We start from the raw sequence: 24,758 nt of genomic DNA, 5'->3' as shown, positions 1-24,758 counted from the left end.
TTCGCCCAGGGGCCTTATCACTGGCACCCATGAATGCTCAACCGGCAGTTGGATAGTGCTGCCGTGCTCTCGGGACCTGTGGCTAGACTGGCGTCATCTCCCGCATTCTTCGAGGAACTGACAATGAGCATGACGTTTTCCGGACAGGTTGCCGTGGTCACGGGCGCCGCCGCTGGCATTGGCCGCGCTACCGCTCAGGCATTTGCGGCAGAGGGCCTGAAAGTCGTGGTGGCCGACCTGGACGCGGCGGGCGGCGAGGGTACGGTGCAGGCGATTCGTGATGCGGGCGGCGACGCAGTGTTCGTGCGCTGCAATGTCACGCTGGAAAGCGATGTGCAGCAACTGATGGACGAGGTGATCAAGACCTACGGTCGCCTTGACTACGCCTTCAACAACGCCGGGATCGAGATCGAGAAGGGCAAGCTGGCCGACGGCACCCTCGATGAGTTCGACGCGATCATGGGGGTCAATGTAAAAGGCGTCTGGTTGTGCATGAAGTACCAGTTGCCTTTGCTGCTGGCCCAGGGCGGCGGCGCTATCGTCAACACGGCCTCGGTGGCCGGCCTGGGCGCAGCGCCGAAAATGAGCATCTATGCCGCCTCCAAGCACGCCGTGATCGGCTTGACCAAATCGGCCGCCATCGAATACGCCAAGAAGAAGATCCGCGTGAACGCGGTCTGTCCGGCGGTGATCGACACCGACATGTTCCGTCGGGCCTATGAGGCAGACCCGAAAAAAGGCGAGTTCGCCAATGCCATGCACCCGGTGGGGCGTATCGGCAAGGTCGAGGAAATCGCCAGCGCCGTGCTGTACCTGTGCAGCGACGGCGCGGCGTTCACCACCGGCCATTCCCTGGCGGTGGACGGTGGGGTCACGGCGTTCTGAGGACGCTTCCCTTGGCTTGTAGGACGAAGCCCGCACTGGTTGCGGGCTTTTTCTTTGGGGAATGGAAACGGTCTATCAATGTGTTTCAAAGGGTGAGAATCAGCGGTTTTGGCGGCTTTGTCGTACATCGCTGGGGGGTGGCCTGTGCTTAACTGTTTCCGGAAATAAAACAAACGCTTAGGAGCTAGGTTACTCATGGAGTTGAGAATCGACCGGCAGGCCTTGGTGCCTGTCGTGCAGCAAATCGTTGACGCGCTGACCGGATGGATCCGACAGGATGCGGTGCAACCAGGGACTCGCCTGCCGTCCGTCCGCCAACTGGCGCGGCAGAACCTGCTCAGCCAGTCCAGCGTCAATGAAGCGTGTGAGCGCCTGGTTGCCCAAGGCCTGCTGGCGTCCCGGCATGGTTCCAGCTTTTTTGTCGCACCATCCCCGGCGCCCGGGGTCGTGTCCACCGACCCGAGTCGCCAGCAGGACACGTTCGCTGAAGGCGGTGAAATCCCGCAATGGGCGTTGCCGCTGGGGTGTGGCGGGTTGCCCGAGAGCTGGCGTGAAAGCGATGACCTGGGCTATGCGATCCGTCAGGTCACCCGCACCGATATGGCGGGGTTGTTCAACTACAGCACGCCGTTGGGGCTGCCCGCCTTGCGCGAGCAACTGTCCAGGCGCCTGAAGCAATTCAATATCGAGGCTGATAAAGACTCGATCCTGACCACCGCTGGGGCTACCCAGGGGCTGGACCTGATCGTGCGGACACTGTTGCAGCCAGGCGCTTGCGTGATAGTGGAGAGCCCAGGCTATTCAAACCTGTTCGACCTGCTCCGGTTGCACAAGATCGAGATGCTCGAACTGCCCAGGACCCCGCGCGGCCCGGACGTCGATGTGCTGCAAGACTTGTTGGCGAAACACCGGCCCAGTGCGCTGTTCGTCAACAGCGCCTGCCACAATCCGACCGGCACCAGCCTGGCCCCGGCCGTGGCCCAACGGTTGCTGCAATTGACGAAGCAACACGCCGTGCTGGTGATCGAAGACGATGCCTATGGCGACTTCCAGAGCTCGGCGCGGACCCGGCTGGCGGCGCTGGATGCCGACGTGGTCTACGTGGGCAGTTTCTCGAAGACCCTGAGCAGTTCGTTACGCGTCGGTTTTGTGGTGGCCGGGCCGTCCACCATTGCGCGTCTGAGCGAGGTCAAGGGCATTACAAGCATGGGCGTGTCGCGGTTCTGTGAGTCGGTGCTTGCCAATCTCCTGGCCAACGGGGCCTATCGCAAGCTGGTCCAGCGCCAGCGGCAACGCCTGGGCGTCGATACGGCGGCGCTGTTGCAGGTATTGGAGGACGCCGACTGGGAGGTGTTTGGCAAACCCACCGGAGGGCTTTTCATCTGGGCGAAACCGCCAATCAACGACTACGCTGGATTACAGCGTCTGGCCAGGCGCTTCGGTGTGCTGTTGTCTTCGTCTACGGCCTTCAGTCCTTCGGGCGCTGACAGCGACTGGCTACGGATCAACGTGGCCTATGCCCGTGATCCCCGGGCGCTGGTTTTTTTCCGGGCCGCAACGCTGGATCGACCTCAAGTGTCCTGAAAACGACGAAGCTGTAGCTTTTTGCCATTATTCCGACGCCAGCATCTTGTGTTGCAGGGCGTCTCGTTGCGAATCTGCAATCAACACACACTGGCAGAGGACTGGGCGCAATGATTTCGGCCGTGCAAGGACGTTTTGCCAACCTGGGTATGGCAAAAAAACTGGGTATCGGATTTGTCCTGGTGCTGCTGTTGACCGCTGTGGTCGCGGCCATCGGCGTCTGGTCCCTGCAGACCATCAGCCATCGTTTCGGTGGCCTGAAACAGATGTCGTCCCTCAACAGCGGGTTGCTCAAGGTCCGGCTGCTGGAGCAGGAGTACGCCTCGCGTTCCGACCCCAAGACGGCCGATGCCCTGCGCCAAGGGGTCGACGGGCTTGTGGCCCTGGCGAACGAGCTCAAGGCACAGTCGGCTGCCAATGTGCCGGTGATGAATGATGTCGAGCAGGCGCTGGGCGCGTACCGCAAGGCGTTCGATGAGTTTGTCGGGTTGAGCCAGAGCAAGGACCTGGCACTGGAAATGGCCAGTTGGTCGGTGTCCAGCGTGGCCAACAACCTTGATGTGTTGCAGGCCGGGCTGGCGGATGACGGTACCTATACCTTGAAAGACTCCGAAGGCAAGGAGGGTGCCGAATTCATCGAGCAGGCCAACCAGATCAGCGAAGTGTCGCGGTTGATGTTGCAGGCCATGAATGAAGCGCGGGTCCGCCTGGACCAGAGCCGCAAAGGCAATGTCGAGGGCGCCGGAGAAGGCAGCATTGAACAGGCCGAGCAGGCGATGAAACAGGCCGAAGCGCTCAAGACCACGGTCAAGGACCCGGGTTACCAGACCGTGCTGAACGAAGTGGCCGGCCACATCGCCGGTTTCAACCAGCAACTGGCCGAGTACACCGGACTGCTGGCGAAGGAAAAAATCGTCTACCAGCAACTGCACGAGCGGGCCGACCAAGTGGTGGCGCGGGTCGACCAGGCCTTCAGTGCCGAAGACCAGGCCATGCAGGCAGAATTGAAGAAGAACTCGCTGCTGATCGTCGGTTCGTCGGCCTTGGCGTTGCTGGTGGGGTTGATCGCGGCGTGGGTCATCACCCGGCTGATCGTGACGCCGCTGCGCAGCGTCATTCGCGTTGCCCAGCAGATTGCGGCGGGTGACTTGAGCGCCACGGTCGAAGTGACGCGCCGGGACGAGATTGGCCAGTTGATGCTGGCCATGCAACAGATGGGCGCAGGGCTGAGCAGTATCGTCAGCGGCTTGCAGGCCGGGATCGAGCAATTGGCCAATTCGGCGCAGTCGCTGTCGGCGGTGACCGAGCAGACCAACCTGGAAGTCAGCAGCCAGAAAGAGGAAACCGAGCAGGTCGCCACGGCCATGAACCAGATGACCGCCACCGTGCACGATGTGGCGCGCAATGCCGAAGAAGCGGCACAAGCGGCCCAGACGGCCGACGACAAGGTCGAAAGCGGCCAGCAGGTGGTGCGCCAGAGCATGGTGCGCATCGAACAACTGGCCGATTCGGCGACGTCGGCCAGTTCCAGCATCGAAAGCCTCAGCGCCGAGATCCAGAACATCGGCACGGTGCTGGAAGTCATCAAGAGCGTGGCCGAGCAAACCAACCTGCTGGCGCTCAATGCCGCTATCGAGGCGGCCCGCGCCGGGGAACAGGGCAGGGGCTTCGCAGTCGTTGCCGATGAAGTGCGGGCCCTGGCCAGGCGCACGCAACAGTCCACCGAGGAGATCGAACGGCTGGTGAGCGCCTTGCGTTCAGCGGCCCAGGCCTCCGTTCAGCAGATCCAGAGCAGCGGCGAGCTGGTGAAGATGGCGGTCAGCGACGCACTGCAGACCGAGAGCGCCTTGGGCAGCATTGCGGCGGCGGTGTCGTTGATCCAGCAGATGAACCAACAGATCGCCGCGGCGGCCGAGCAACAGAGCTCGGTGGCCGAAGAGATCAATCGCAGCGTGACCAGTATTCGCGCCAGCGCCGATCAATCCTCCCTGGCGATGCGCGGCAATGCCGCATCCAGCATCGAGCTGGCACAGTTGGGGGTTGAGTTGAAAGGAATGGTGGGGCATTTCAGGTTGTAAGCCGGGGGGCGCTCCCCACATACCCGGGTGGCGAGCTCTCGTCCCCCCTTTGGGGTGCGAAGCACCCACCGCTCAAGGACCGTTGCGCCCGAAGTGTTGGGCCGGCCCAGCGGGAGCAAGCTCCCTCGCCACAAGGGAACTCGCTTCGGCCCTTAATCTCAGTCGTAGACCTTCTTCTTTTTCCACTCGTCGTTTATTTCGTCGTCCTTCAAGCCCTCAGTCAACTGGTTGACCTCGCCCTCGACCGGCTGGGTGCTGGCCAGGACCTGGGCATTGGCGCGGGCCAGGAGTTTTTCCAGGTAGGCCAGTTGTTCGGCGTAGACCTGGGGTTCCTGTTGCTTGCGCAAGTACTGCACGCCGCGCTCGAAGGCCAGGCGGGCCTGCCCGGGTTGTTCCTGCTGCAACGCCTGTTGGCCGAGATTGTTGAAGAACTCGATGTGCAGTAGCACCAGGATATGCCGCACTTCACGGATCCAGCGCTTGGCTTCGTTGGGCGGCAGGAAACCGTCCTGGGCGGCGCGGGTGATCTGGCCGTGCAAAGCCTCGAGCAGAAAACGTACGTCCTTGGCCTTGGCTTCGGTCTGGATCGGTGCCGGCGGATTGTTCACCGGGATCGATTCACCTTGGGCGGCCAGTGCGCTCAATTCGTCCAGGCGTGCCTTGACCGTGGAATTGGTTTTCTCCAGGTTCAGCAAGCGCTGGCAGACGTTCATCTCGAGGCGGGTCATCAACAACTTCAGGGCAGGGGTCATCAACTGCCCGGGAAAGGTTTCGGTGAGCTCGCCACAGCGACGCATGCGGTCGTTGAGTTCTACCTTGGTGCGGGCCTTTTCCAGCTTGTTGTTTTCCACCACGTGGTTCATGTAGCCAATGGCGATCAACAGGGCGATCCCGGCTACGACGAGCAGGGTGATCATGAGTGGTGTCACCGGTAAGACCTCTTTATTAGGGTACGCATGTCATGAGTGTAGTGGCTTGGCTTTTAAGCGCATAGGCCCGAGCGACGCGATTAGACGGGCGTCGTGCTGTTTATAGGAAGCATAACCGGGTAGGAGCACATTGCCATCATTTGCCGGGCGCGACTATAGCGTCTCGGCGGGCGACAGAATATAGGCGTCAGAGACCGGACGAGGGAAATCCGTGGATCGCCCCCTCAAACCGGGCGAAGTCATTGATTTAAATAAATTTATATCTGGGGGTTGACGACCCTTCAATCCATCCATAGAATGCGCGCCACTTACAGCGTAAAGCACTCAGCCAAACGCTCTAAGCAGTGAATGTTGTACGTGTGTCCCCTTCGTCTAGTGGCCTAGGACACCGCCCTTTCACGGCGGTAACAGGGGTTCGAGTCCCCTAGGGGACGCCAATGCGGGAATAGCTCAGTTGGTAGAGCACGACCTTGCCAAGGTCGGGGTCGCGAGTTCGAGTCTCGTTTCCCGCTCCAATTTAAACAGCGTTGCTTTCGGGCAGGGCTGAGTGAAGCCAGAGCCGACATCTTCGGATGCGGATTTGGGCACTGAAATACACACCATGTGTTTCAGTTAGTGTGTCCCCTTCGTCTAGTGGCCTAGGACACCGCCCTTTCACGGCGGTAACAGGGGTTCGAGTCCCCTAGGGGACGCCATTTGCGGGAATAGCTCAGTTGGTAGAGCACGACCTTGCCAAGGTCGGGGTCGCGAGTTCGAGTCTCGTTTCCCGCTCCAAATTCAAAAAAACGCTGCTCATATGAGCGGCGTTTTTTTATGCCCATGAAAAGGCCGTCCAGCGCTCTTGTGCCTACAACGAGCGATTTTCGGTGTCTGAGGAGACTGGCGGCGCTTTACCTTAAAAATGAAGGTGAAGCGAAATTACTTCATGCAAAACTTAAGGGAAAACCTTTAGGAAGATTAATAGTTCATTCCTAAAAAAAAGCACTTCTCCTAACCTTCCAGTACCCATTCTGGAGGTGCGCTTATGCTGGTTTTTATTAAATCGATGGTCATTGGGCTGTGTATTGCAGCCCCGGTGGGACCCATTGGGCTGTTGTGCATACAAAGAAGCCTGATGCAGGGATGGAGGGCAGGTTTCGCGACGGGATTGGGGGCGGCCACCGCCGATTCGATCTATGGATTCATCGGGGCCCTGGGGGTCACGGCCATCATCGCGACGCTCATCAGCTTTAAACCTTGGTTGTGCATCTTCGGCGGGCTATTCCTCGCCTATATCGGCTATCAGACAATACGGTCGAAAGGCGGCGCGACCGCGATGGCGGGTGAGCGGGCCGATATGTTCAAAGCCTACTCGACCACGCTGTTCCTGACCCTGTCGAACCCCATGACCATCTTGTCGTTTATCGCGATATTTGCCGCGTTGAGCGATGGCATGGCCAGTGATCAAGGCGGCCAGCACGCCTTGTTGCCGATGGTGACCGGTATATTCCTGGGCTCGGCGGCCTGGTGGCTGGGGTTAAGCGGGTTCTCCTCCATTTTCAAGGCCCGGATTGCCGAATCCAAGCTAAGGCTGATCAACTATTTTTCAGGGGCGATCATCGCCGTTCTGGGGGCGTATCAGGTCGCCACGGGTGTCATGCTGGCGACGGCAACCTGATTGAAAATGATGCACAAAAAGAGGTCCTACTGCAGCCTGGACTCAACATACGCCCTGAATCGGCCTATTGCCTGGGTGACGTCTGAGGCGGTGGCATTGCTGAATGAAAGCCTGACTTGGTTAGCCGCCTCATTCGTCAGCGAAAATAAAGTGGTCGGAAAGACGATCACTTTGAACTGCTGGGCGCATTCGCGCATTTCAGCTTCGCCAAAGACGAAAGGCAGCTGCACATTGATGAAGAAGCCGCCTGTTGGGTGATTCCAACTGACCGATCCATGAACGCCAGACTTGAGCGGAAATTCACGTTCAAGGCATTCAAGCATGTGGTTCCTTTTGTTCGTATAGGACAACACCCTGGGCTGGTTCAGCCCCTTCAGCGAGTAGTCGTTCTCGATCAGCACGCCGGCGACGACCGCTTGGCACAGGGCTGGAGTGTTAACGGTGATCAGGCTTTTGGCCTTGCACAACCTCGTGTTGAACGACATGACGCCGGCACCCTGCGGAGCGACCACATAACCCATGCGCAAGCCCGGAAAAATCGATTTGGCAAAAGAACCGAGCAAGAACACCCGACTGCTGTCGATGGACTTCATGGATGCAATGGCAGCGCCTTCGTACCTGAAGTAGCGGTAGGCCGTGTCTTCAAGGATGAAAAAGTTCTTTTCCCTGGCCAAGGCAAGCATGGCTGTCCTGGCGTGATAGGAAAGGCTGTCGGCGGTCGGATTGCTGAAGTCTGGAACGGCATAAAGTGCTTTGATTTTTTCTCCTCTGGATTCAAGTGCTTCAACGATCTTGCGCAGGGCGATCGGGTCTAGAAAAGCCGCCATGGGAACCGGGACGATCTTTATGCCCAGCAGTTTTGCGATGCCGGTAATCCCGGAAAACACCGGGTCAGGCACCAACAACACCCCACCGCCTTCAAAGATGGACAGGAGCGTCAAGGTGCAGGCTTCCTGAAACCCCAGGCACACCACGATGCTTTCAGGATTGGAGACGGTTATCCCTTCATCCACCTGCAAATAGGTGGCGATCGTTTCATTGATGATCCCGGAGGTTTTTCCATATTGGCAAAGCAGCGTCGCCAGCGATTGCTCGGTGCCGGCGACATGATGTTTGTAGTGGGCCAGGCCCTTGTCGATGAGCGCCGGGTCGCACTGCTGATCATCGGGTCGACCGGAAGCCAGTGAAATGGCCTGCGGGTTTTCTTGGGCGATGGAATTTAGAAGGTGGATAACGTTCAGGATGGGGTCGTCGAATATCGTGTTTTCGAATGCGCCGGACACTTTCTTTGCTCCATAAAAAAGCAACGAGCCATTGAAGGCTCGTTGCTCTTGATGACACCGCTACGCAGGATCTTTCTGATCGACCTTGCTTTCCATGGTTTCGAATGCCTGGAGCAGATCCTCCTTGAGATCGTCGAGATCCTCCAGGCCAAAGCACAATCGAACCAGGCCCTTCTCGATGCCCATGTCGGCTTTTTCCTGGTCCGTCATCGAGGCGTGGCTGCCACTGAAGGGCTGGGCGACCATTGACGTGACGCAGGCCATTCCAGTGCCCGTGCCAAACCATTTGAGCGCGCTGGTGAACGTTTTGTAAAAGGGCACCAGGTCCGGCCGAATATCGACAAACACAATGCCGCCATAGCCGGTCAACTGCTTGCCATCGATGCGTGGGTAATAGACATGCTCGATGAAAGGCAACTCACGCAGATAATTGAGCATGCTTGCGGTCGTCTGGCTGTGTTTTTCCATGCGCAGGTTGAACGTCTGCATGCTCCTGCGCAGCAACCAGGCGCTATTGGGGGTCAGTATCGTGCCTGAATAAAAGCGGCCCTCAAGGAGGCGGTTATAGATCGTCTCATTGTTGACCAGCACCAGGCCGCCCATGACATCACTGTGTCCAGAGAAGTACTTGGTTGCGCTGTACAGGGAAATGTCGGCGCCAAAATTCAACGGCTTCTGGAATATCGGCGTGGCCCAGGTATTGTCAACGACCACCAGGGCCTGCGGGTTGTTTTGCTTGACGGCCCTGCTGACCGCATGGATATCAATATCTTTCAGGAACGGGTTGGTCGGTGTTTCGAATATCACCATGTCGACGTCCGCCGGCAAGGCCCTCAAACCCTCGGCCGTGGTGAGATCCAGAATCGTCAGGTGTGCGCCGATACGTGCCGCATAGCGCTGGAACAATTTATAAGAGCAGCCATAGATGTATTTGTTGATGACCAGTGAAGCCCCCGGTTTCAACAGTTCCAACACCATATAGATCGCGCTCATCCCGGTGCTGTAGGCCAAGGCATATTCGCTGCCCTCCAGGGACGCGACGACCTGTTCCAATTCAGTCACATTGGGGTTGGCTTTCCTTGAGTAGAAGAAGGCCGAGTCCGCATTGAACGCGCTGCACTGATAAATAGGCGTTACCGAAGGGTGAGCGTCCCGGTCATCCACCTTGATATGAAGTATTTCAGTAGACACTTTCATGCTTGGCTGACCAGTTTGATGACCTGTTCATACATGTTCTGCTTGCCCTCGTAACCAACGGTCGGGGTGATGTCATTTTGCGAGATGCCGATCTCTTCAATCGACTCAGTAGGGAAGTGAGCCCGGTCGAAGACTTCATGAAGGTTCGAGTTCACGCCGTTGGGGAGCCAGACCTCAGGACCGGTTTCATCGATGCGCGCCTTGGCAATGATGAATCGATAGCTTTCATGGGCCCGCAAGGTCAGCGATTTCCACTCGCTGTTATGCCCGTCCGTATAGTTGCGTCGCAGGTAGACAGTCTGTTCGAAGTCCTCGGTATTCAGCACTTGGGCGTGCAGCGACACAATGTCTCCGTGCCATTCGAACTTGCGCTTCTCATAAGCGCTCAGCGCGTCCTCGCACAGCTCGACAGGGGCGTACGCCTGGTGCTCGCCGAGTAATTTGAAGTGCGCATCATGCCCGCATTGGGAGCAGCACCCCTTGCTGTCCAGTCCGATGATGTCCGCGTTCAGGCCATACCGGGTGACGAGCAGGGCGTTACAGTGGTTGCAACTGGTATTGGTCCCTTCGACATCATTCACGTTACCCAGGTAGACGTGCTCGACGCCCATGCTCCGAGCGACGTCCCGAGCCTTCAGCAGCCTGTCCACAGGTGTACGGATGCTGTTGCTCATTTTGTAATCGGGGTGAAACCGGACGAAGTGCAGCGGTACGTTCGGACCCAGTTCATCCAATACCCACTGGCTGATTTTCCGGGCCGTTTCCTCGTCGTCGCTGATGTCGGTCACCATCAAGGTGCTGACTTCGACATATTTGCCAGCGTCGTAGACTTTCTTGATACCGGCCAGGACGGGCTCTACCCAGCCTGTGGTGACCTTGCGGTAGTACTCCGGAGAGATGGATTTCAGCGAAATCGAGAAAATATCGATGACCGGCAACAACTCGTCGATGGCTTCTTCACTGATGAAAAACGCCGATTTATAAAGATTGATCAGGCCGGCTTCCTTGGCCAGCTTTGCTGTATCGAGGATGAATTCATGCCAGACAACCGGATCGTTATAGGTCCAGGAAATGACGCGTATGCCGTGTTTGAGCGCGGTCTCCACCACCTGTTCGGGGGTGTAGTAGTAAACGTCCTTGTCGGTGACGTACTTGGCCTGTGATGTCTTCCAGTTGTGACAGTAACCACAGTTGAGCATGCAGCCGATATTGCCCAGGGACAGGATCCGCTCACCGGGGGCAAAGTGGAAAACGGCTTCGGTTTCGATTGTTTCCTCGGTGCTGTGGACGCCCTTGCCATAGTTCAATGTAACGAGCCTGCCCCCGCGGTTTCCGCGCACCTTGCAAAACCCTACCTTGCCTTCCTGAATGACACAGTTGCGTGGGGAAAGATGACACTTCACGGCTCCCCCGGGGAGTATTTCTTCCAATTTTGCCGGGCTGCTTTCCAAGGTCCAGTTTTTATTTTTTGTAGTGTCCATCTTTCACTCCTCATCACGGAAGTTGCCATCAATAGCATCGGTTTAAAAAGTCGAGGCGAAGCCATCCTGCCGCCCTATAGGGCAGTCATGTTTCTTATTAGTAAGCGGATGAAGCGCTCATCAATCCATAGTTCTTAAGTGCAAAGCGCTTGGCATTCATGTTCATGAACGGTTGAATAAGCGGACCAATTACCAGCAGGAATGCAATCGTTCCTATACCGAACGGCCCGCCTAAAAGCCAACCGCTGGAAAAGATGCCGATTTCAATGATCATCTTGGCTTTGGTGAATGACCAGTTCCATTTGGATACCATGGTCAATACCACGAGATCCATGATCCTGATGCCAATACCGCTCATGATGATTAATGCAGATGAATAGGCACATAGCATCAGCCCCGAGGCCAATAACGCATACTCGTTCATCCTGACGATCAAGTACTCTCCGAGCCCCAGCCACGACCAGAGATCAATCAGCAGTCCGGTCAGCGTCGTGGTAATGAAGGGGCTTATCGGCGGGTATTTTTTGTTCCAGAGCATCCACCAAGTCAGGAAGAACAGCGACACGATAGCCGAACAAACACCCATGCCGAGCATAAGCATTTTATCGATCGAGATGATCAAGACGTCTAGAGGATCGGTACCCAGTTGACTGATGATGAAACACTTGGCACCCAGCGAAAAGAAGCTGACGCCCATCAGGTACATCAGTATCTGGTCTTTCTTGAAGTGGCGGAGATTTAGGACTTGCGTGCCAATGTGCTGAATCAACGGGTGGGGCTTTTCTCCACACTTTTTCTTTTCATCTTCCATGCGAACACCATCCCTGGAGAGAATATTTTATTATGAGTGCGTCACGCTAAAGAGCAGGGCTATTGATTACCCGGATTCTTTTTCAGGTTTTTCAGGCTGGGAATAGACTAGCGCGCTGCTTTATTTTGGTGCATGCTTTTTTTAATGAAAAATGCGGGGTTTTCATTAAAATTTATACTTTGAACCGGGGAAAACGCACATGGATCGTATAGACGTCAAAATCCTGGGTAAGGTACAGGACTGTGGTCGCATTTCCATCACAGAGCTTTCCAAGCATGCTGGGCTTTCTATTCCTGCCACCAATGACAGGTTGCGCAAACTTGAAGACTCCGGGGTCATCAAGGGCTATTGCGCCCAGTTGGATCCTACCAAACTGGGCTACGGCATATCGGCCGTCGTCGGCATCACCACCCTCAAGCCGGCAAAAGCCAAATTGATCGCGACGCTCACCGACATACCCGAGGTCGTCGAGTGCCTGCACATCACGGGGAATGACTCCTATCTGATCCGGATCTACGCCAGGTCCATGGCTGAGATCGAGGACATCATCGCGAAAATCAACGCGTACGGAGAGACGCGGACCAGCATCGTGCTGTCCATTCCAATCGAGAGAAGAAAGCTCGCCCCGTGAGCCTGAATATCAACCCTCAAGGCTGTGCACCAGGTTTTCAATCGCTTCCAGGGCCGCCTCATCCGGAGGCTCCGGTGCAGGACTCGCGCTGCGCATCTGGTACGCGAGACGGTACTCGCTGGGCGTGCAACTGGCGTATTGCTTGAAGGCGCGGGCGAAGTAGGAGGGGTCCTTGAAGCCGGCCTCATAGCCGATGCTGGTGATGGGCATCTGGCTGTTGTCGAGCAGTTCCTTGGCGAAGCTCATGCGTTTGTTCAGTACGTAGTCGGTGAAGCCGAGCCCATTGGCTTCCTTGAACACCCGGCTGAAGCGAAACGTCGTCATGCCACAGCGCTTGGCCAGGTCGCGCTGATCGATGCTGTCGCGAAAATGCTGGTCGATGTACAGCATGATGTGGCTGAGGGCCTGGTGCTTCTGGTGCCCGGAAGTCAGGCGAATGCTGTCCGGCAGGGTCGGGGAGTGGTCGATCTGCGAGGTTCTTCCCCGGCCACCGGTATTGCGGCGCAGCTCACACAGCTGGACCACGGCGGTGAGGTAGCGCTTTCGCTCGGCGACGGACAAAGGCAGCACCATGTATTCCCAGACGCTGGAGCGCATCGCCCACACCGCCAGTTCCTCGGAGTGCTGCACGGTGAACATGGTGATGGGGGTGCCGGGAACGGTCCGCTTGATCTCAAGCAAGCGTCGCAGGCCCGGCGTGTCCGGGCGGTCGAAATGGATGCAGATCATGTCGACCTGTTCCGCGCTGGGCAGCATGGCGTTTTTTGCCAGCGTGCAGTCGCAGGTGTCCCGGAACTGGGAAACGAGTTCCTGAGTGGACCGATCATGGGTCAGATCGAACCATAACAGCTTTGGCTTTCCAGTCGGATTGGGTGCCATAGGACGACTACTCACAGGTTCTTTCTGCCCTTTAGCTAGCAGTATTGTCACTGTGCTATCACTTCGCCGGATTATTTTTTATAAAAATCCAATTTCTTCGCGCCATCCTCTCGCGGGACACCTGCCCAGGGCTGTCGCAGGACGAATTCCCCGCCTCGGCCTCTTTCCCACCCCGCGCAAAAAAATCCTAGCGATGTGCAAAATCCTCCTAACGGCAATGACCACCCGCTGACTAGGGTTGCATCAGGCAGTTCGCAATGTACTGCCTCTTGAGAAAACAACCCCAATGAGGTGTGCGAAATGACTCTTCAAACAATCAAGGCTTCGGTAGTGAAGTTCGCCAAAGATGAAGATGGCCTGACCATTGTGGAATACGCCGTGGCCGGTGGGTTGATCACCGTATTGGTGGCCGCCGCGTTTGTGCTTCTGGGCGGTGCGGTGAATACCAAGATCCGTGCACTGTGCCAGGCGGTCAACGGCAACGTTGCCTGCGCGTAAGCCAGTCATTGCCCGGGGACACGGTAACGCTCAAGGAATAACGCTTGCGACTCTTTTGCAGTGAGTACAACGCATCAATCAAATGGACTTCACGCTGTCCCCTCCCATCAAGCCGTGACTTCTTCTCAGCGTGAGGTATACGAAATGACTCTCCAGACAATCAGAACTTCGATCCGCAAGTTCGCCAAAGATGAAGCTGGCCTGACCATCGTTGAATACGCGGTGGCGGGTGGCTTGATCACGGTGTTGGTCGCCGCGGCATTCGTCCTCCTGGGCGGCGTCGTGGATACCAGGATCCGGGCGCTGTGCCAAGCCGCCAATGGCAACGTCGCCTGCTAACGATAACCACACCCTAGGGAGACGCATCATGTCCATGGAACTGCTGGTGTCGACGGTATTGCTGCTGGGATTGCTGGGTGTGGCGGTGGTGAGCGACCTGCGTCGCCATCGCATCCCCAACACGCTGGTCCTGGTGGGGATTGCCCTGGGATTGGCTGGCCAGGTCTATACCGGCGGGATCGGTGGCCTGGGCGACAGCCTGCTGGGCATGCTGATCTGTTTCGGGTTGTTCCTGCCCATGTACGCAGTGGGTGGCATGGCCGCCGGCGACGTCAAGCTGATGACCATGGTCGGCAGCTTCCTGCCTTTTCATTACGCACTGTGGGCGGCGCTGTTCAGCCTGATCGCCGGCGGTGTGTGCGGTTTCCTGATCGTCCTGGCCCGCGGCCAACTGCTCCAGACCCTGGGACGCTACTGGTTGATGGTGCGAGCCCAGTCCTACCTGGCGCCGACGTCGGATGAAGTGGCCGGCAAACCCTTTCCTTATTCGATTGCGATCCTGATCGGTACTTTGAACAGCGTCTACTGGCAACTGGTTGCCGGCGGCTGGGGAGTCTAGTCATGCACGTCATCAACGATAGCGATGCCTACCCCAGCGAACGGGAAGCGGTGCAACGCCTGGCACCCCAGCCATGCACCATTCGCGACACCGGCCTGAGCGACAGCTTCCTCGGCGAACTGGTATGCAAGCACCTGCACGACGCCGGTGTGTTGGACATGACGCGGCTGGTGGAGCGCCTGGCCCTGACCGGCGCGGTACTGGAAGAAGTCCTGGCGTTCCTGCGCAAGGACGGTCGCGTCGAAGTGCTGGGTCAGTTGGGCCAGACCGGTGGGCAGACGTTGCGTTATGGCCTGACCGAGCGCGGCCGCAGCTCCGCCCGTGATGCCCTGGCCCGCAGTGGCTACATCGGCGCTGCGCCGTTTCCGGTGAGCACCTATCGCTCGCTGATCAAGATCCAGACCATTCACCACGGCCGCATCACCGCCAAGGACATGAACCAGGCCTTGGCGGGGATGGTGCTGAGCCAAGGCATGCTCGACCAGTTGGGCGTCGCCCTGAATTCCGGGCGGGCAATCATGATCTACGGCCCGGCGGGCACCGGCAAAACCTACGTCAGCAGCCGGTTGATCCGGTTGTTCGCCGAAGCCATCTGGGTGCCCCACGCGATTGTCATCAACGAGTCGGTGATCGAAATCTACGACCCACAGGTGCACCAGCGCCTGGATGACAACAGCCAAACCAACAACCTGATGCTCAACGAAGGCATTGACCGCCGGCTGCTGTGCTGCAAACGCCCGATCGTCATCACCGGCGGCGAGTTGAGCATGGAGCAGTTGGACGTGCGCTACGACCCGTTCACCCGGCAATACCAGGCGGCGTTGCAGCTCAAGGCCAGCAACGGCCTGTTCATCATTGACGACATGGGTCGCCAGCGCATGGCCCCGGCCGAGTTGCTCAATCGCTGGATCGTGCCCATGGAGGAGAAGCGCGACTTCATCAACCTGGGCGGCGGTCGGCATTGCGAGTTGCCGTTCGACCTGGTGCTGGTGTTTTCCACCAACCTCAATCCCCTCGAATTGGCCGACGAGGCCTTCCTGCGGCGCATTGGCTACAAGGTCCAGTTCGGCTACCTCAAGCCCGAGGAGTACGAACGCATCTGGCGCCAGGAATGCGAACGCCTGGGCATCCCCTATGACCCGTTGTTGGTGCGTTATGTCCTGCAGCGGTTGTATGGCGGCGAAGGCATGCCGCTGGTGCCTTGCCATCCCCGTGACCTGTTGAACATGGCGCTCGACCGCCAGCGTTACCTGGGCGGTTCCGGACCCCTGTCGCCGCAAGAGCTGGATTGGGCCTGGCACAACTACTTCGTTCAGCTCGACTTCCTTTGATCTGGAGATACCGACATGAGCTCTCGTACGCTTCCGCTGATAGGCGTTTCCCTGGTGCTGGGCCTTGGTGCCGCATGGATGGCTGACTCCTGGCTGAGCGCGCGACTCAACGCGACCCCCGATGATCACTTGCGAAGCGTGGTGGTCGCGACGGTGGAAATTCCCTTCGGGCAAATGGTCGAGGCCCAGCAGGTCACGACCGTGCGCATGCCCATGGACACGATCCCGGACGATGCCTTCGATGCCAGCGAACAGGCCGTGGGCAAGATCGCCACCTTCGACATCCTGCGCGGCGACATTGTGCGGGGCGCGCGCCTGAGCGAGCACCTGGGCGGCAGCACCCTGGCTTCGTTGATCGCCCCGGACAAACGCGCCATTTCGGTACGTGTGGACGATGTGGTTGGCGTGGGGGGCTTCCTCTTGCCAGGTAACCGGGTCGATGTCTTGGCGACCAAGACCACCAACGCCGGCAGCAACAGCGCCACGTCGCGGACCATCCTGGAAAACCTGCGGGTGCTGGCGGTGGACCAGACGGCGGGCACTGACAAGACCCAGCCGGTGGTGGTGCGGGCCGTGACCCTGGAAATGTCGGTCACCGAAGCGGAAGCGCTGGTCACCGCGCAGACCGAAGGCAAGCTGCAATTGGCCCTGCGCAACCCGTTGAACCTGGAGAAAAAACCTGTCGCCGTTGCGCCGCCAGCCCTTGCGCCGGTCATCGCCATGGCGGCCGCCCCGTTGCCCAAACCTGTGGTGCAGCGCAGTGCCAAGCCGCAAGGCGGGGCTGTCACGTTGATCCGCGGGGTTGAAAGCAGCGTGATCAATGTTCGCTGAGTGACCCCTCCATGCCAGGCCTTTGCGGGCCGTGGCGATGCCGATCCTCAAACGTTGTAGGCGAGGGCTCGATGATGAATGCCAATATCCGGCGCCAGGGAGGGGCGGTGAGTGTACTGATGGTGATCGCGTTGGTGGCGATTTCCATGATGGCCGCGCTGGCCCTCGATGGCGGGCACATGCTGCTGAACAAGACGCGCCTGCAAAATGCGGTGGATGCCGCGGCCTTGGGCGGCGCCAAGACCCTGAGCCAAGTGAGTGGCGGCATCAACATGGCCAGCACCACCCGCGCGGCTGCCCTGGATACGCTGAACAGAAATGCCAGCGCCGTGGGCAACACCGAACTGGCCACTGCGGTTGCCGGCAACCCGGGCGCGTTCGCCGTGGTGGAACTGGCCAGCAGCGTCTATGGCCCGTTCTCCTACCCTGGGCCTAGCGATGCCAAATACGTGCGGGTGTCGGTGGCCAGCTATCAATTGGACGGCTTTTTCTGGAGCTTCGTGCAAACCATGGGCAGCGCCGGGCTCGGCAACAAGCGCGTGGCGGCGATTGCCACGGCGGGTCCCAGCCCCACCTCGCCGTGTGACCTGGCGCCGTTGATGGTCTGTGGCGAGCCCACTGAGTACAACCCGGCTGCCGGCAACTTCTGGGGGTATCAATTTGGCGATCTGGAAGTCCTGAAGACGGCGGCGGGGAACACCTCGCCCATCGGCCCGGGCAACTTCCAATTGCTGGATTTCGGCTCCGGCGGCAGTGCGGTCCGCGAGGACCTGGCCGGCGGGGGCTCGGTCTGCCGCAGCGTTGGCGACAACGTCCAGACGGCGCCGGGCAATAAAGCCGGCCCGACTTCCCAAGGCTTGAACACCCGTTTCGGTGTCTATAACGGTCCGGTCAGTGCTTCGGACTATCCACCGGACCTGGTCACGTCTTCAGGCAGCCCGGCGATCACCTACAACGATTCGGTCCCCCGGCCGGAATACAAAGGCCAGGCGATCACCTCGAGCAACGGCGATCTCTCGGCGGGCGGCGAGGCGATACAGGACTACAACGACTGGCGGGCCCAAGTCGCCGCCTGTGTGGCGGGGGGCGCCAGCGGCTGTGAAAGCAATGGCGTCTTCGAGCGCCGGATGCTGAAGATCGTGATTGGCGATTGTGCCGGGAAACTGAGCGGCTCGACGTCGATTCCGGTCTTGGGGTTTGGCTGCTATTTCGTCCTGCAGCCGGTGAACGGTGGTGGTTCGGAGTCGATCATCTTCGGCCAGTTCGTCCAGGAGTGCGAGGGCGACAACGTGCCCGGCCCGACGCCATCTTCCGACTCCGGCCCACAGATCATCCAGCTCTACAAAACCTATCTCAACGGCAGCGGCACGCCGAGCACCGACTCGTAGGAGGCGTCATGGGACTTTCTCATTTCAAACCCGCAAGAGCCCAAAAAGGCGTGGCGCTGGTGGAGTTCACCCTGGTGCTGCCGTTGCTGCTGTTGCTGCTGCTGGCCTTCGGCGAGTTCGGCCGGATGCTCTACCAGTACAACGTGCTGTTGCAGGCCAGCCGCGATGCCGATCGCTTCGTCGCCAGCCAGGCGTGGAACACCACCCTGGGCGGCATCACGCTGAACAACACCCTATTGACCCAGACGAAAAACGTGGCGGTGTATGGCGTGCCCAGCGCTGCCGGCGACGCCGTGGTGTCCGGGTTGACCACGGCCGACGTGGAGGTCGTCACCGAGGGCATCGATCATGTGCGCGTCACCATCAAGCACACCTTCTCACCGGTGATCGGCACGGTGATCCCTGGTTTTTTCGGTGCGTCCACCGTCTTGGGCATCGAACTGGTGGCGACCACCGTCATGAGGGCGCTGTGATGAATCGCAAACACATGGGCGGCACCTACATCGTGGAGTTCTCCTTCGTCGGCTTGCTGGTGTTCATCCTGCTGTTCGGCGTGGTGGAAATGGGCCGGCTGTACTTCACGGTCAATGCCCTGGATGAAGCGGCGCGCCGTGGCGCGAGGCTGGCGGCGGTGTGCAATGTCAGCGACCCGGTGGTCCTGCGCCGGGCCATTTTCAACGCCGCGACGGACGCTGGCACCAGTCAGTTGATCAGCAACCTGGCGACCTCGAACCTGGCGCTGACCTACCTGGACGTCAATGGCGCCGTGGTGGCGAACCCCACCAACACGTCCGGCACCACCGGCTTTCGTGCCATCCGCTATGTACGGCTGAGCGTGCAGAACTTCGTTTTCAACCTGTTCATTCCCGGCTTGGGCGTGCCCATTACCTTGCCGACGTTCCGGGCAACCTTGCCACGCGAAAGCCTTGGGCGTCATTCCGATTCCGCGGAGATCACACCATGCTGAACACCAGGGAAAATCCGCTTTCGACCACCACTGGCAGAGCCGGGCTGCGGATACTGATCAGCAGTCGCGATGCCACGGCACTGCGCGACCTGCAATGCGTCTGCCAGCGCATGCCGGGCCTTGAGGTCAGCACGCGCCTGGTCAGCAACGGGCATGTCGACCCGCTCTATGGGCTGGATCGCATGCCCGATCTGTTGCTGCTGCGGGTCAGCCATTTGTGGCGAGAGGAACTGTCGGCGTTGCTGCAACGTCCGGCCCATGAACGGCCGCCGATGCTGGTGTGCGGTCCATTGGGCGAGCAGGAAGGCATGCGCCTGGCGATGCAGGCCGGTGCCCGGGATGTGTTGCCCGAACCCATCGCCGATACGGAGCTGGTGGCGGCGCTCAATCGCCTGGTGGCGGACGTTCGTCTCGGCAACGGCAACGAAGGGAAGTTGGTCGCGGTGATCAGCGCCAAGGGCGGCTCCGGCGGCACCTTGGTGGCCTGCAACCTGGCCCAGCAGCTCAGCGCCCGGGCAGGCAATACCCTGCTGCTGGACATGGACCTGCAATTTGGCAGCGTGACCCATTACCTGGACGTGGCGCAGTCCCACAGTCACTTGGAAGTGCTGCAGCAGGTCGATGAGATGGACAGCGTCGCGCTGCGAGGCTTTTGCAGTCACTTCAGCCCGACCCTGCACGTATTGGGTGGTCGGGCCGGTGAGTTGTGCCTGCCCCAGGACGCCCAGCCTGAACAGCTCGATGCCCTGCTGCAACTGGCCCGCGCCAGCTATGACTGGGTGGTGGTGGACCTGCCGCGGCAGATCGATCACCTCACCGGCTCGGTGCTGGAACAGGTGGACCGGGTGTACGTGGTGGTGCAACAGAGCGTCAGCCACCTGCGTGATGCCAGCGCCCTGGTGCGGATTCTTCGCGAAGACCTCGGTGTGCGCGGGGACCAGTTGCAGATCGTGATCAACCGCTATGACAAAAACGCCGCCGTCAGCCTCAAGGACATCGGCGAGGCCCTGCGTTGCGCGAACCTGTCGAAATTGCCCAATGACTTCAACCTGGTCAGCCAGAGTCAGAACACTGGCGTGCCGTTGGGGCTGCATGCGCCGAAGGCGGCCATCACCGCCGCCCTGCGCGATTTGACCGAAGACCTGGTCGGTCACCAGATGGCCACGAACAAGGGCCTGCTTAAACGCGCCTTCAACCGTTTCTTCGGGGGATGACCCATGATCAGCGACTTTCGTAACCGCTTGCGCAAACAGCCCGCCAAACCTGGCACCTCGGCGGGTGCCCAGCCCGGCGACAGCTTGCCGGACCCGACGGACGCCTTGATGGCCTGGGAACAGGCCATTCCCGACGTGCTCTATGAAACCCGCAGCCAGGTCACGCCGGTGGAGGCCGAGTGGCGGGAGAAGATCTACCAGCAATTGCTCAAGGTCATGGACCTGTCGTTGCTCGATGCCCTCGAACAAGCCGAGGCCGCGCGGCAGATTCGCGATATCTGCCAGCGCTTGCTGGAAGAACATTCCGCGCCGGTGAGTACCGTCAGCCGACAGTTGATCATCAAGCAGATCACCGACGAAGTGCTCGGCCTGGGGCCGCTGGAACCGTTGTTGGCTGACCATAGCGTGTCCGACATCCTGGTCAACGGCTTTGCTTCGGTCTACGTCGAACGCTTCGGCAAGCTGCAACGCACCGACGTGCGTTTTCGCGACGACCAGCATCTGTTGAACATCATCGACCGCATCGTCTCCAGCCTGGGGCGGCGCATCGACGAGTCCTCGCCGTTGGTGGACGCTCGGCTCAAGGACGGTTCGCGGGTCAACGCGATCATTCCGCCGCTGGCCATCGACGGTCCGAGCATGTCGATCCGGCGCTTCGCCGTGGACCTGCTCAATACCGACAGCTTGATCCAGGTCGGCACCATGACACCGGCCATTGCCTTGCTGCTCAAGGCCATTGTTCGCGGGCGCTTGAACGTGCTGATTTCCGGCGGGACCGGCAGCGGCAAGACCACCATGCTCAACGTGCTCTCCAGTTTCATCCCCCACAACGAGCGCATCGTCACCATCGAGGATTCGGCCGAGCTGCAACTGCAGCAGCCCCACGTGGTACGCCTGGAAACCCGGCCGTCGAACATCGAGGGGCGTGGCGAGGTGAGCCAGCGGGAATTGGTGCGCAACAGCCTGCGCATGCGCCCGGACCGCATTGTCATCGGCGAGGTGCGCGGCGCCGAGGCGATGGACATGCTCACGGCGATGAACACCGGCCACGACGGTTCGCTGACCACCGTTCACGCCAATACCGCACGGGATGCCCTGGGGCGAATCGAGAACATGGTGTCGATGACCGGGGCGACGTTTCCGATCAAGGCCATGCGTCAACAAATTGCCTCGGCCATCGATGTGGTCATCCAGCTGGAGCGTCAAGAAGACGGCAAGCGCCGCGTGGTGAGCATGCAAGAGATCAACGGCATGGAAGGCGAGATCATCACCATGACCGAAATTTTCTCCTTCGCGCGCCAGGGCATCGGTGAACATGGCGAGGTGCTTGGGGAGTATCGGCCCAGTGGCATGATCCCGGCCTTCCGCGATGTGCTGGCCAAGCGCGGCATCGAGTTGCCGCTGACCTTGTTTCGCCCTGAGTGGATGGAGGGCCGGACGTCATGAGCAATATCCCCAGCGAGTTCATCCTGATGTTCCTGGGCATGGTGTTCATCGCCGTGTTCCTGCTGTCCCAGGGCGTGGTGGTGCCGGTGTTCGGTGAGGCCGGCAGGATGCGCAAACGTATTCGTGGGCGCCTGCATGTGCTGGAGAAGGCCAACCACTTGCCCAACATGCAGACGGTGTTGCGGCAGAAATACCTGACGCGCCTGTCACCCTTGGAAGCGCGGCTGGAGCAGCTGCCATTCATGGCCAACCTGACGCAACTGATCGAGCAGTCCGGCCATGAATACCGGGCCTATCGGGTCATGCTGCTCGGTCTGGTCCTGGGGGCGGCGGCCGGGGCCTTGGTGCTGATGGTTTCGCCAGTCTGGTGGATGGCGCTGCTGGCGGCCTTTGCCGTGACCTGGGTGCCGGTGCTGAAAATCCTGCGGGACCGCAACAAGCGTTTCGCCGCGTTCGAGGAAGGTCTGCCGGATGCGCTGGACGCCATGTGCCGGGCCTTGCGCGCCGGGCACCCGTTCAACGAAACCCTGCGTCTGGTCGCCGAGGAGCACAAGGGGCCGGTCGCCCAGGAATTCGGCATGACCTTTTCCGACATCAACTACGGCAACGATGTGCGCCGGGCCATGCTCGGCTTGCTGGAGCGGATGCCGAGCATGACGGTGATGATGCTGGTGACCTCGATCCTCATTCACCGCGAGACCGGTGGCAACCTGACCGAAGTGCTGGAGCGCCTGAGCCGTTTGATCCGCGGGCGTTTCCGGTTCCAGCGCAAGATCAGGACGCTGTCGGCGGAAGGGCGCATGTCGGCCTGGGTGCTGGTGGCGATCCCGTTCGTGCTGGCGATCGCCATCGTGCTCACCAGCCCCAGCTACATGCCGGTGCTGATCAATGACCCCATAGGGCACAAGCTGATCATCGGCGCGTTCTGCGCCATGTTGATCGGGATTTTCTGGATCAGGAAAATCATCCGGATCCAGGTTTAAGCGCTGTTGCGTCGAGAGGTTTCAGCCATGGACTTTCTGCTCGGATTGTTGAGTCGGTTCACCGGTAACGAAGAACTGGCCCGCCTGTTGTTCATCGCCGCGATTGGCCTCAGCACGGTGCTGACGGCCGTTGCGCTCCTGCTGCTGGTGTTGGGCTTGCAGGATCCGGTGCAGCGGCGCCTGGCGCTGATCAAGCGCGGTTACGCCGGCAACAGCGCCGGGCAAGAGGCACCGGGTAACCTGCAGCTCTTGCTGGAGCGGATCGGCCAGCGCTTTGCCTCGACCGACCAGGCCCACACGTCCGCCACCCAGACTTTGCTGACCCACGCCGGTTACCGGTCTGCCTCGGCGGTGCAGATGTACTGGGCCGTGCGCCTGATGTTGCCGCTGTTGCTGGTTGGCGTTGCGTTGTTGCTGCTGCCGATGGTCAAGGTTTCATTGGCCATTGGCTTGCTGGGGGTGACCCTCGTGGCGGGCATTGGCTGGTTGATCCCGGCGATCTACGTCGGCAAACGCAAGCAGGCCCGCCAAGGCCGGCTGCGCGCCGCGTTCCCGGATGCGCTGGACCTGATGGTGGTGTGCGTCGAGTCGGGCCTGGCCCTGCCGACGACGATTGAGCGGGTGGCTGAGGAAATGTCGGTCAGCCAGGTGGAACTGGCCGAGGAACTGGCGTTGGTCAATGCGCAGATCCGGGCGGGCATCACCAGCACCGAGGCGCTCAAGCAACTGGCCGTGCGCACCGGCCTGGAGGATATCCAGGGCCTGGTCAGCCTGCTGGCGCAAAGTATCCGTTTCGGCACCAGCGTGGCCGATACCCTGCGGATCTACGCCGACGAGTTTCGCGACCGGCGGACCCAGGCCGCGGAAGAAATGGGCGCCAAGATTGGCACCAAGCTGATCTTCCCGCTGATCTTCTGCCTGTGGCCGAGCTTCTTCCTGGTCGCCATTGGGCCGGCCATGATCGGGGTGTTCAGGGCTTTCGGGAATATGTAAAGCACCGGGGTTCTTGTGGGCGCGAGCTTGCTCGCGATAGCGGTTCGACAGTCAATGACAGCGTTGAATGTCAGTCCGCCTTCGCGAGCAGGCTCGCTCCCACAGGTGATCTTGGGTGTTCATGAGGCTTGTGTTCACCACAGGTTTTTCTGACACCCGCCTGCTGATCATTCCAATCGAAACCCCGCACCTGTGGCGGGGGAGCTTGCTCCCGCTGGGCTGCGCAGCGGCCCCGGCTTCTTGCGGCGGCTCTGCACCATTGTGGGAGCGAGCTTGCTCGCGATAGCGGTGGGGCAGTCAGTTAGGTATTGAATGTAAGTCGGCCATCGCGAGCAAGCTCGCTCCCACAGGTGATCTTGGGTGTTCATGAGGCTTGTGTTCACCACCGGTTTTTCTGACACCCGCCTGCTGATCATTCCAATCGAAACCCCCGCACCTGTGGCGAGGGAGCTTGCTCCCGCTGGGCTGTGCAGCGGCCCCGGTTTTTGAGGCGGCTCTGCACCATTGTGGGAGCGAGCTTGCTCGCGATAGCGGTGGGTCAGTCAGTGAAGTGTTGAATGGCAGTCCGCCTTCGCGAGCAAGCTCGCTCCCACAGGTGATCTTGGGTGTTCATGAGGCTTGTGTTCACCACCGGTTTTTCTGACACCCGCCTGCTGATCATTCCAATCGAAACCCCGCACCTGTGGTGCGCAGCGGCCCCGGCTTCTTGCGGCGGTTCTGCACCATTGTAGGAGCGGGCCTGTGGTCTGCCGGCCGCTCAAGCTAAAAGACCGCAGCCCTCGGCAGTCCCTGCA

At 59.7% G+C, this 24,758-nt stretch carries 23 protein-coding genes, 4 tRNA genes and 1 pseudogene; 22 read left to right on the top strand and 6 right to left on the bottom strand.

Features of this window, described 5'->3' with window-relative positions:
- The first annotated feature begins 123 nt into the window (after nucleotides 1–123).
- The 4 genes and pseudogenes from ACIPQ1_RS20935 (at nucleotide 124) to ACIPQ1_RS20920 (ending at nucleotide 4,547) form a co-directional block, all read left to right on the top strand.
- A complete protein-coding gene (locus ACIPQ1_RS20935; RefSeq protein WP_250965219.1) occupies nucleotides 124–885 on the top strand; it encodes an SDR family oxidoreductase in 762 nt (253 codons plus the stop codon).
- 195 nt (nucleotides 886–1,080) lie between these two features.
- Nucleotides 1,081–2,469: an aminotransferase-like domain-containing protein gene (locus tag ACIPQ1_RS20930; protein WP_411385312.1), complete on the top strand. Its 1,389-nt coding sequence runs from the start codon at nucleotides 1,081–1,083 to the stop codon at nucleotides 2,467–2,469.
- A gap of 110 nt (nucleotides 2,470–2,579) precedes the next feature.
- Nucleotides 2,580–3,638 (top strand): annotated as a pseudogene (locus tag ACIPQ1_RS20925) (methyl-accepting chemotaxis protein); the annotation flags it as partial.
- A 27-nt stretch (nucleotides 3,639–3,665) separates the two neighbouring features.
- A complete protein-coding gene (locus tag ACIPQ1_RS20920) occupies nucleotides 3,666–4,547 on the top strand; it encodes a methyl-accepting chemotaxis protein (RefSeq protein ID WP_411387543.1) in 882 nt (293 codons plus the stop codon).
- 158 nt (nucleotides 4,548–4,705) lie between these two features.
- On the opposite strand, the gene ACIPQ1_RS20915 is transcribed toward ACIPQ1_RS20920, so the two are convergent.
- Complete coding sequence (locus ACIPQ1_RS20915; protein ID WP_186708088.1) at nucleotides 4,706–5,464, bottom strand: hypothetical protein; 759 nt, start codon at nucleotides 5,462–5,464, stop codon at nucleotides 4,706–4,708.
- 373 nt (nucleotides 5,465–5,837) lie between these two features.
- On the opposite strand from ACIPQ1_RS20915, the gene ACIPQ1_RS20910 reads away from it, so the two are divergent.
- From ACIPQ1_RS20910 to ACIPQ1_RS20890, 5 genes are all read left to right on the top strand, one after another.
- Nucleotides 5,838–5,913, top strand: a tRNA-Glu gene (locus ACIPQ1_RS20910).
- Nucleotides 5,914–5,915: 2 nt separating this feature from the next.
- Nucleotides 5,916–5,991 (top strand) — tRNA-Gly (locus ACIPQ1_RS20905).
- Between the two features lie 104 nt (nucleotides 5,992–6,095).
- Nucleotides 6,096–6,171, top strand: a tRNA-Glu gene (locus ACIPQ1_RS20900).
- 3 nt (nucleotides 6,172–6,174) lie between these two features.
- Nucleotides 6,175–6,250 (top strand) — tRNA-Gly (locus tag ACIPQ1_RS20895).
- 250 nt (nucleotides 6,251–6,500) lie between these two features.
- The gene (locus ACIPQ1_RS20890) at nucleotides 6,501–7,133 is read left to right on the top strand and encodes a LysE family translocator (RefSeq protein WP_411385311.1); all 633 of its coding nucleotides are present in this window, start codon (nucleotides 6,501–6,503) and stop codon (nucleotides 7,131–7,133) included.
- Nucleotides 7,134–7,159: 26 nt separating this feature from the next.
- Here ACIPQ1_RS20890 and ACIPQ1_RS20885 read toward each other — a convergent pair whose 3' ends face one another.
- The 4 genes from ACIPQ1_RS20885 to ACIPQ1_RS20870 form a co-directional block, all read right to left on the bottom strand.
- Nucleotides 7,160–8,416: an aminotransferase-like domain-containing protein gene (locus ACIPQ1_RS20885; protein ID WP_411385310.1), complete on the bottom strand. Its 1,257-nt coding sequence runs from the start codon at nucleotides 8,414–8,416 to the stop codon at nucleotides 7,160–7,162.
- Between the two features lie 60 nt (nucleotides 8,417–8,476).
- Complete coding sequence (locus ACIPQ1_RS20880) at nucleotides 8,477–9,613, bottom strand: PLP-dependent transferase (RefSeq protein ID WP_446534717.1); 1,137 nt, start codon at nucleotides 9,611–9,613, stop codon at nucleotides 8,477–8,479.
- On the bottom strand, nucleotides 9,610–11,094 hold the full coding sequence (amrS, locus tag ACIPQ1_RS20875) for an AmmeMemoRadiSam system radical SAM enzyme (protein ID WP_411385308.1): 1,485 nt from the start codon (nucleotides 11,092–11,094) through the stop codon (nucleotides 9,610–9,612). The genes ACIPQ1_RS20880 and amrS overlap by 4 nt, the downstream gene beginning before the upstream one ends.
- Nucleotides 11,095–11,191: 97 nt before the next feature.
- A complete protein-coding gene (locus ACIPQ1_RS20870) occupies nucleotides 11,192–11,905 on the bottom strand; it encodes a YczE/YyaS/YitT family protein (protein ID WP_411385307.1) in 714 nt (237 codons plus the stop codon).
- Between the two features lie 199 nt (nucleotides 11,906–12,104).
- Between ACIPQ1_RS20870 and ACIPQ1_RS20865 the strand changes: the two genes are divergently transcribed.
- Nucleotides 12,105–12,536 (top strand): Lrp/AsnC family transcriptional regulator, encoded by a 432-nt coding sequence (locus tag ACIPQ1_RS20865; protein ID WP_060741195.1) that lies wholly within the window; start codon nucleotides 12,105–12,107, stop codon nucleotides 12,534–12,536.
- Between the two features lie 9 nt (nucleotides 12,537–12,545).
- Here the strand turns inward: ACIPQ1_RS20865 and ACIPQ1_RS20860 are convergent, their stop codons facing one another.
- Nucleotides 12,546–13,415 (bottom strand): response regulator transcription factor, encoded by an 870-nt coding sequence (locus ACIPQ1_RS20860; RefSeq protein WP_411385306.1) that lies wholly within the window; start codon nucleotides 13,413–13,415, stop codon nucleotides 12,546–12,548.
- 300 nt (nucleotides 13,416–13,715) lie between these two features.
- On the opposite strand from ACIPQ1_RS20860, the gene ACIPQ1_RS20855 reads away from it, so the two are divergent.
- The 12 genes from ACIPQ1_RS20855 (at nucleotide 13,716) to ACIPQ1_RS20800 (ending at nucleotide 23,964) form a co-directional block, all read left to right on the top strand.
- Entirely contained in the window at nucleotides 13,716–13,913 is a 198-nt protein-coding gene (locus ACIPQ1_RS20855) for a Flp family type IVb pilin (protein ID WP_186707157.1), read from the top strand.
- Nucleotides 13,914–14,057: 144 nt separating this feature from the next.
- A complete protein-coding gene (locus ACIPQ1_RS20850; RefSeq protein ID WP_411385305.1) occupies nucleotides 14,058–14,252 on the top strand; it encodes a Flp family type IVb pilin in 195 nt (64 codons plus the stop codon).
- Between the two features lie 28 nt (nucleotides 14,253–14,280).
- Nucleotides 14,281–14,811 (top strand): A24 family peptidase, encoded by a 531-nt coding sequence (locus ACIPQ1_RS20845; RefSeq protein ID WP_186707159.1) that lies wholly within the window; start codon nucleotides 14,281–14,283, stop codon nucleotides 14,809–14,811.
- Nucleotides 14,812–14,813: 2 nt separating this feature from the next.
- Entirely contained in the window at nucleotides 14,814–16,142 is a 1,329-nt protein-coding gene (locus ACIPQ1_RS20840) for an AAA family ATPase (RefSeq protein WP_411385304.1), read from the top strand.
- Nucleotides 16,143–16,157: 15 nt separating this feature from the next.
- Entirely contained in the window at nucleotides 16,158–16,973 is an 816-nt protein-coding gene (gene cpaB / locus ACIPQ1_RS20835) for a Flp pilus assembly protein CpaB (RefSeq protein ID WP_411385303.1), read from the top strand.
- A 71-nt stretch (nucleotides 16,974–17,044) separates the two neighbouring features.
- Nucleotides 17,045–18,361 (top strand): TadE/TadG family type IV pilus assembly protein, encoded by a 1,317-nt coding sequence (locus tag ACIPQ1_RS20830; RefSeq protein WP_411385302.1) that lies wholly within the window; start codon nucleotides 17,045–17,047, stop codon nucleotides 18,359–18,361.
- Nucleotides 18,362–18,369: 8 nt separating this feature from the next.
- Nucleotides 18,370–18,834, top strand: a complete 465-nt coding sequence (locus tag ACIPQ1_RS20825; protein ID WP_250965233.1) for a TadE/TadG family type IV pilus assembly protein — start codon at nucleotides 18,370–18,372, stop codon at nucleotides 18,832–18,834.
- Nucleotides 18,834–19,328: a TadE family protein gene (locus tag ACIPQ1_RS20820; RefSeq protein WP_207964778.1), complete on the top strand. Its 495-nt coding sequence runs from the start codon at nucleotides 18,834–18,836 to the stop codon at nucleotides 19,326–19,328. Before ACIPQ1_RS20825 ends, ACIPQ1_RS20820 begins: the two co-directional genes overlap by 1 nt.
- Nucleotides 19,322–20,542, top strand: a complete 1,221-nt coding sequence (locus ACIPQ1_RS20815) for an AAA family ATPase (RefSeq protein ID WP_186707165.1) — start codon at nucleotides 19,322–19,324, stop codon at nucleotides 20,540–20,542. Before ACIPQ1_RS20820 ends, ACIPQ1_RS20815 begins: the two co-directional genes overlap by 7 nt.
- Before the next feature lie 3 nt (nucleotides 20,543–20,545).
- Nucleotides 20,546–21,988, top strand: coding sequence for a CpaF family protein (locus ACIPQ1_RS20810; protein WP_411385301.1), 1,443 nt, complete (start codon nucleotides 20,546–20,548; stop codon nucleotides 21,986–21,988).
- On the top strand, nucleotides 21,985–22,971 hold the full coding sequence (locus ACIPQ1_RS20805; RefSeq protein WP_411385300.1) for a type II secretion system F family protein: 987 nt from the start codon (nucleotides 21,985–21,987) through the stop codon (nucleotides 22,969–22,971). Before ACIPQ1_RS20810 ends, ACIPQ1_RS20805 begins: the two co-directional genes overlap by 4 nt.
- 27 nt (nucleotides 22,972–22,998) lie before the next feature.
- A complete protein-coding gene (locus tag ACIPQ1_RS20800) occupies nucleotides 22,999–23,964 on the top strand; it encodes a type II secretion system F family protein (RefSeq protein WP_411385299.1) in 966 nt (321 codons plus the stop codon).
- Nucleotides 23,965–24,758: the final 794 nt, after the last annotated feature.

Source organism: Pseudomonas sp. LARHCG127 (assembly GCF_052871455.1).
This window is presented reverse-complemented; position numbering and strand designations above follow the sequence as displayed.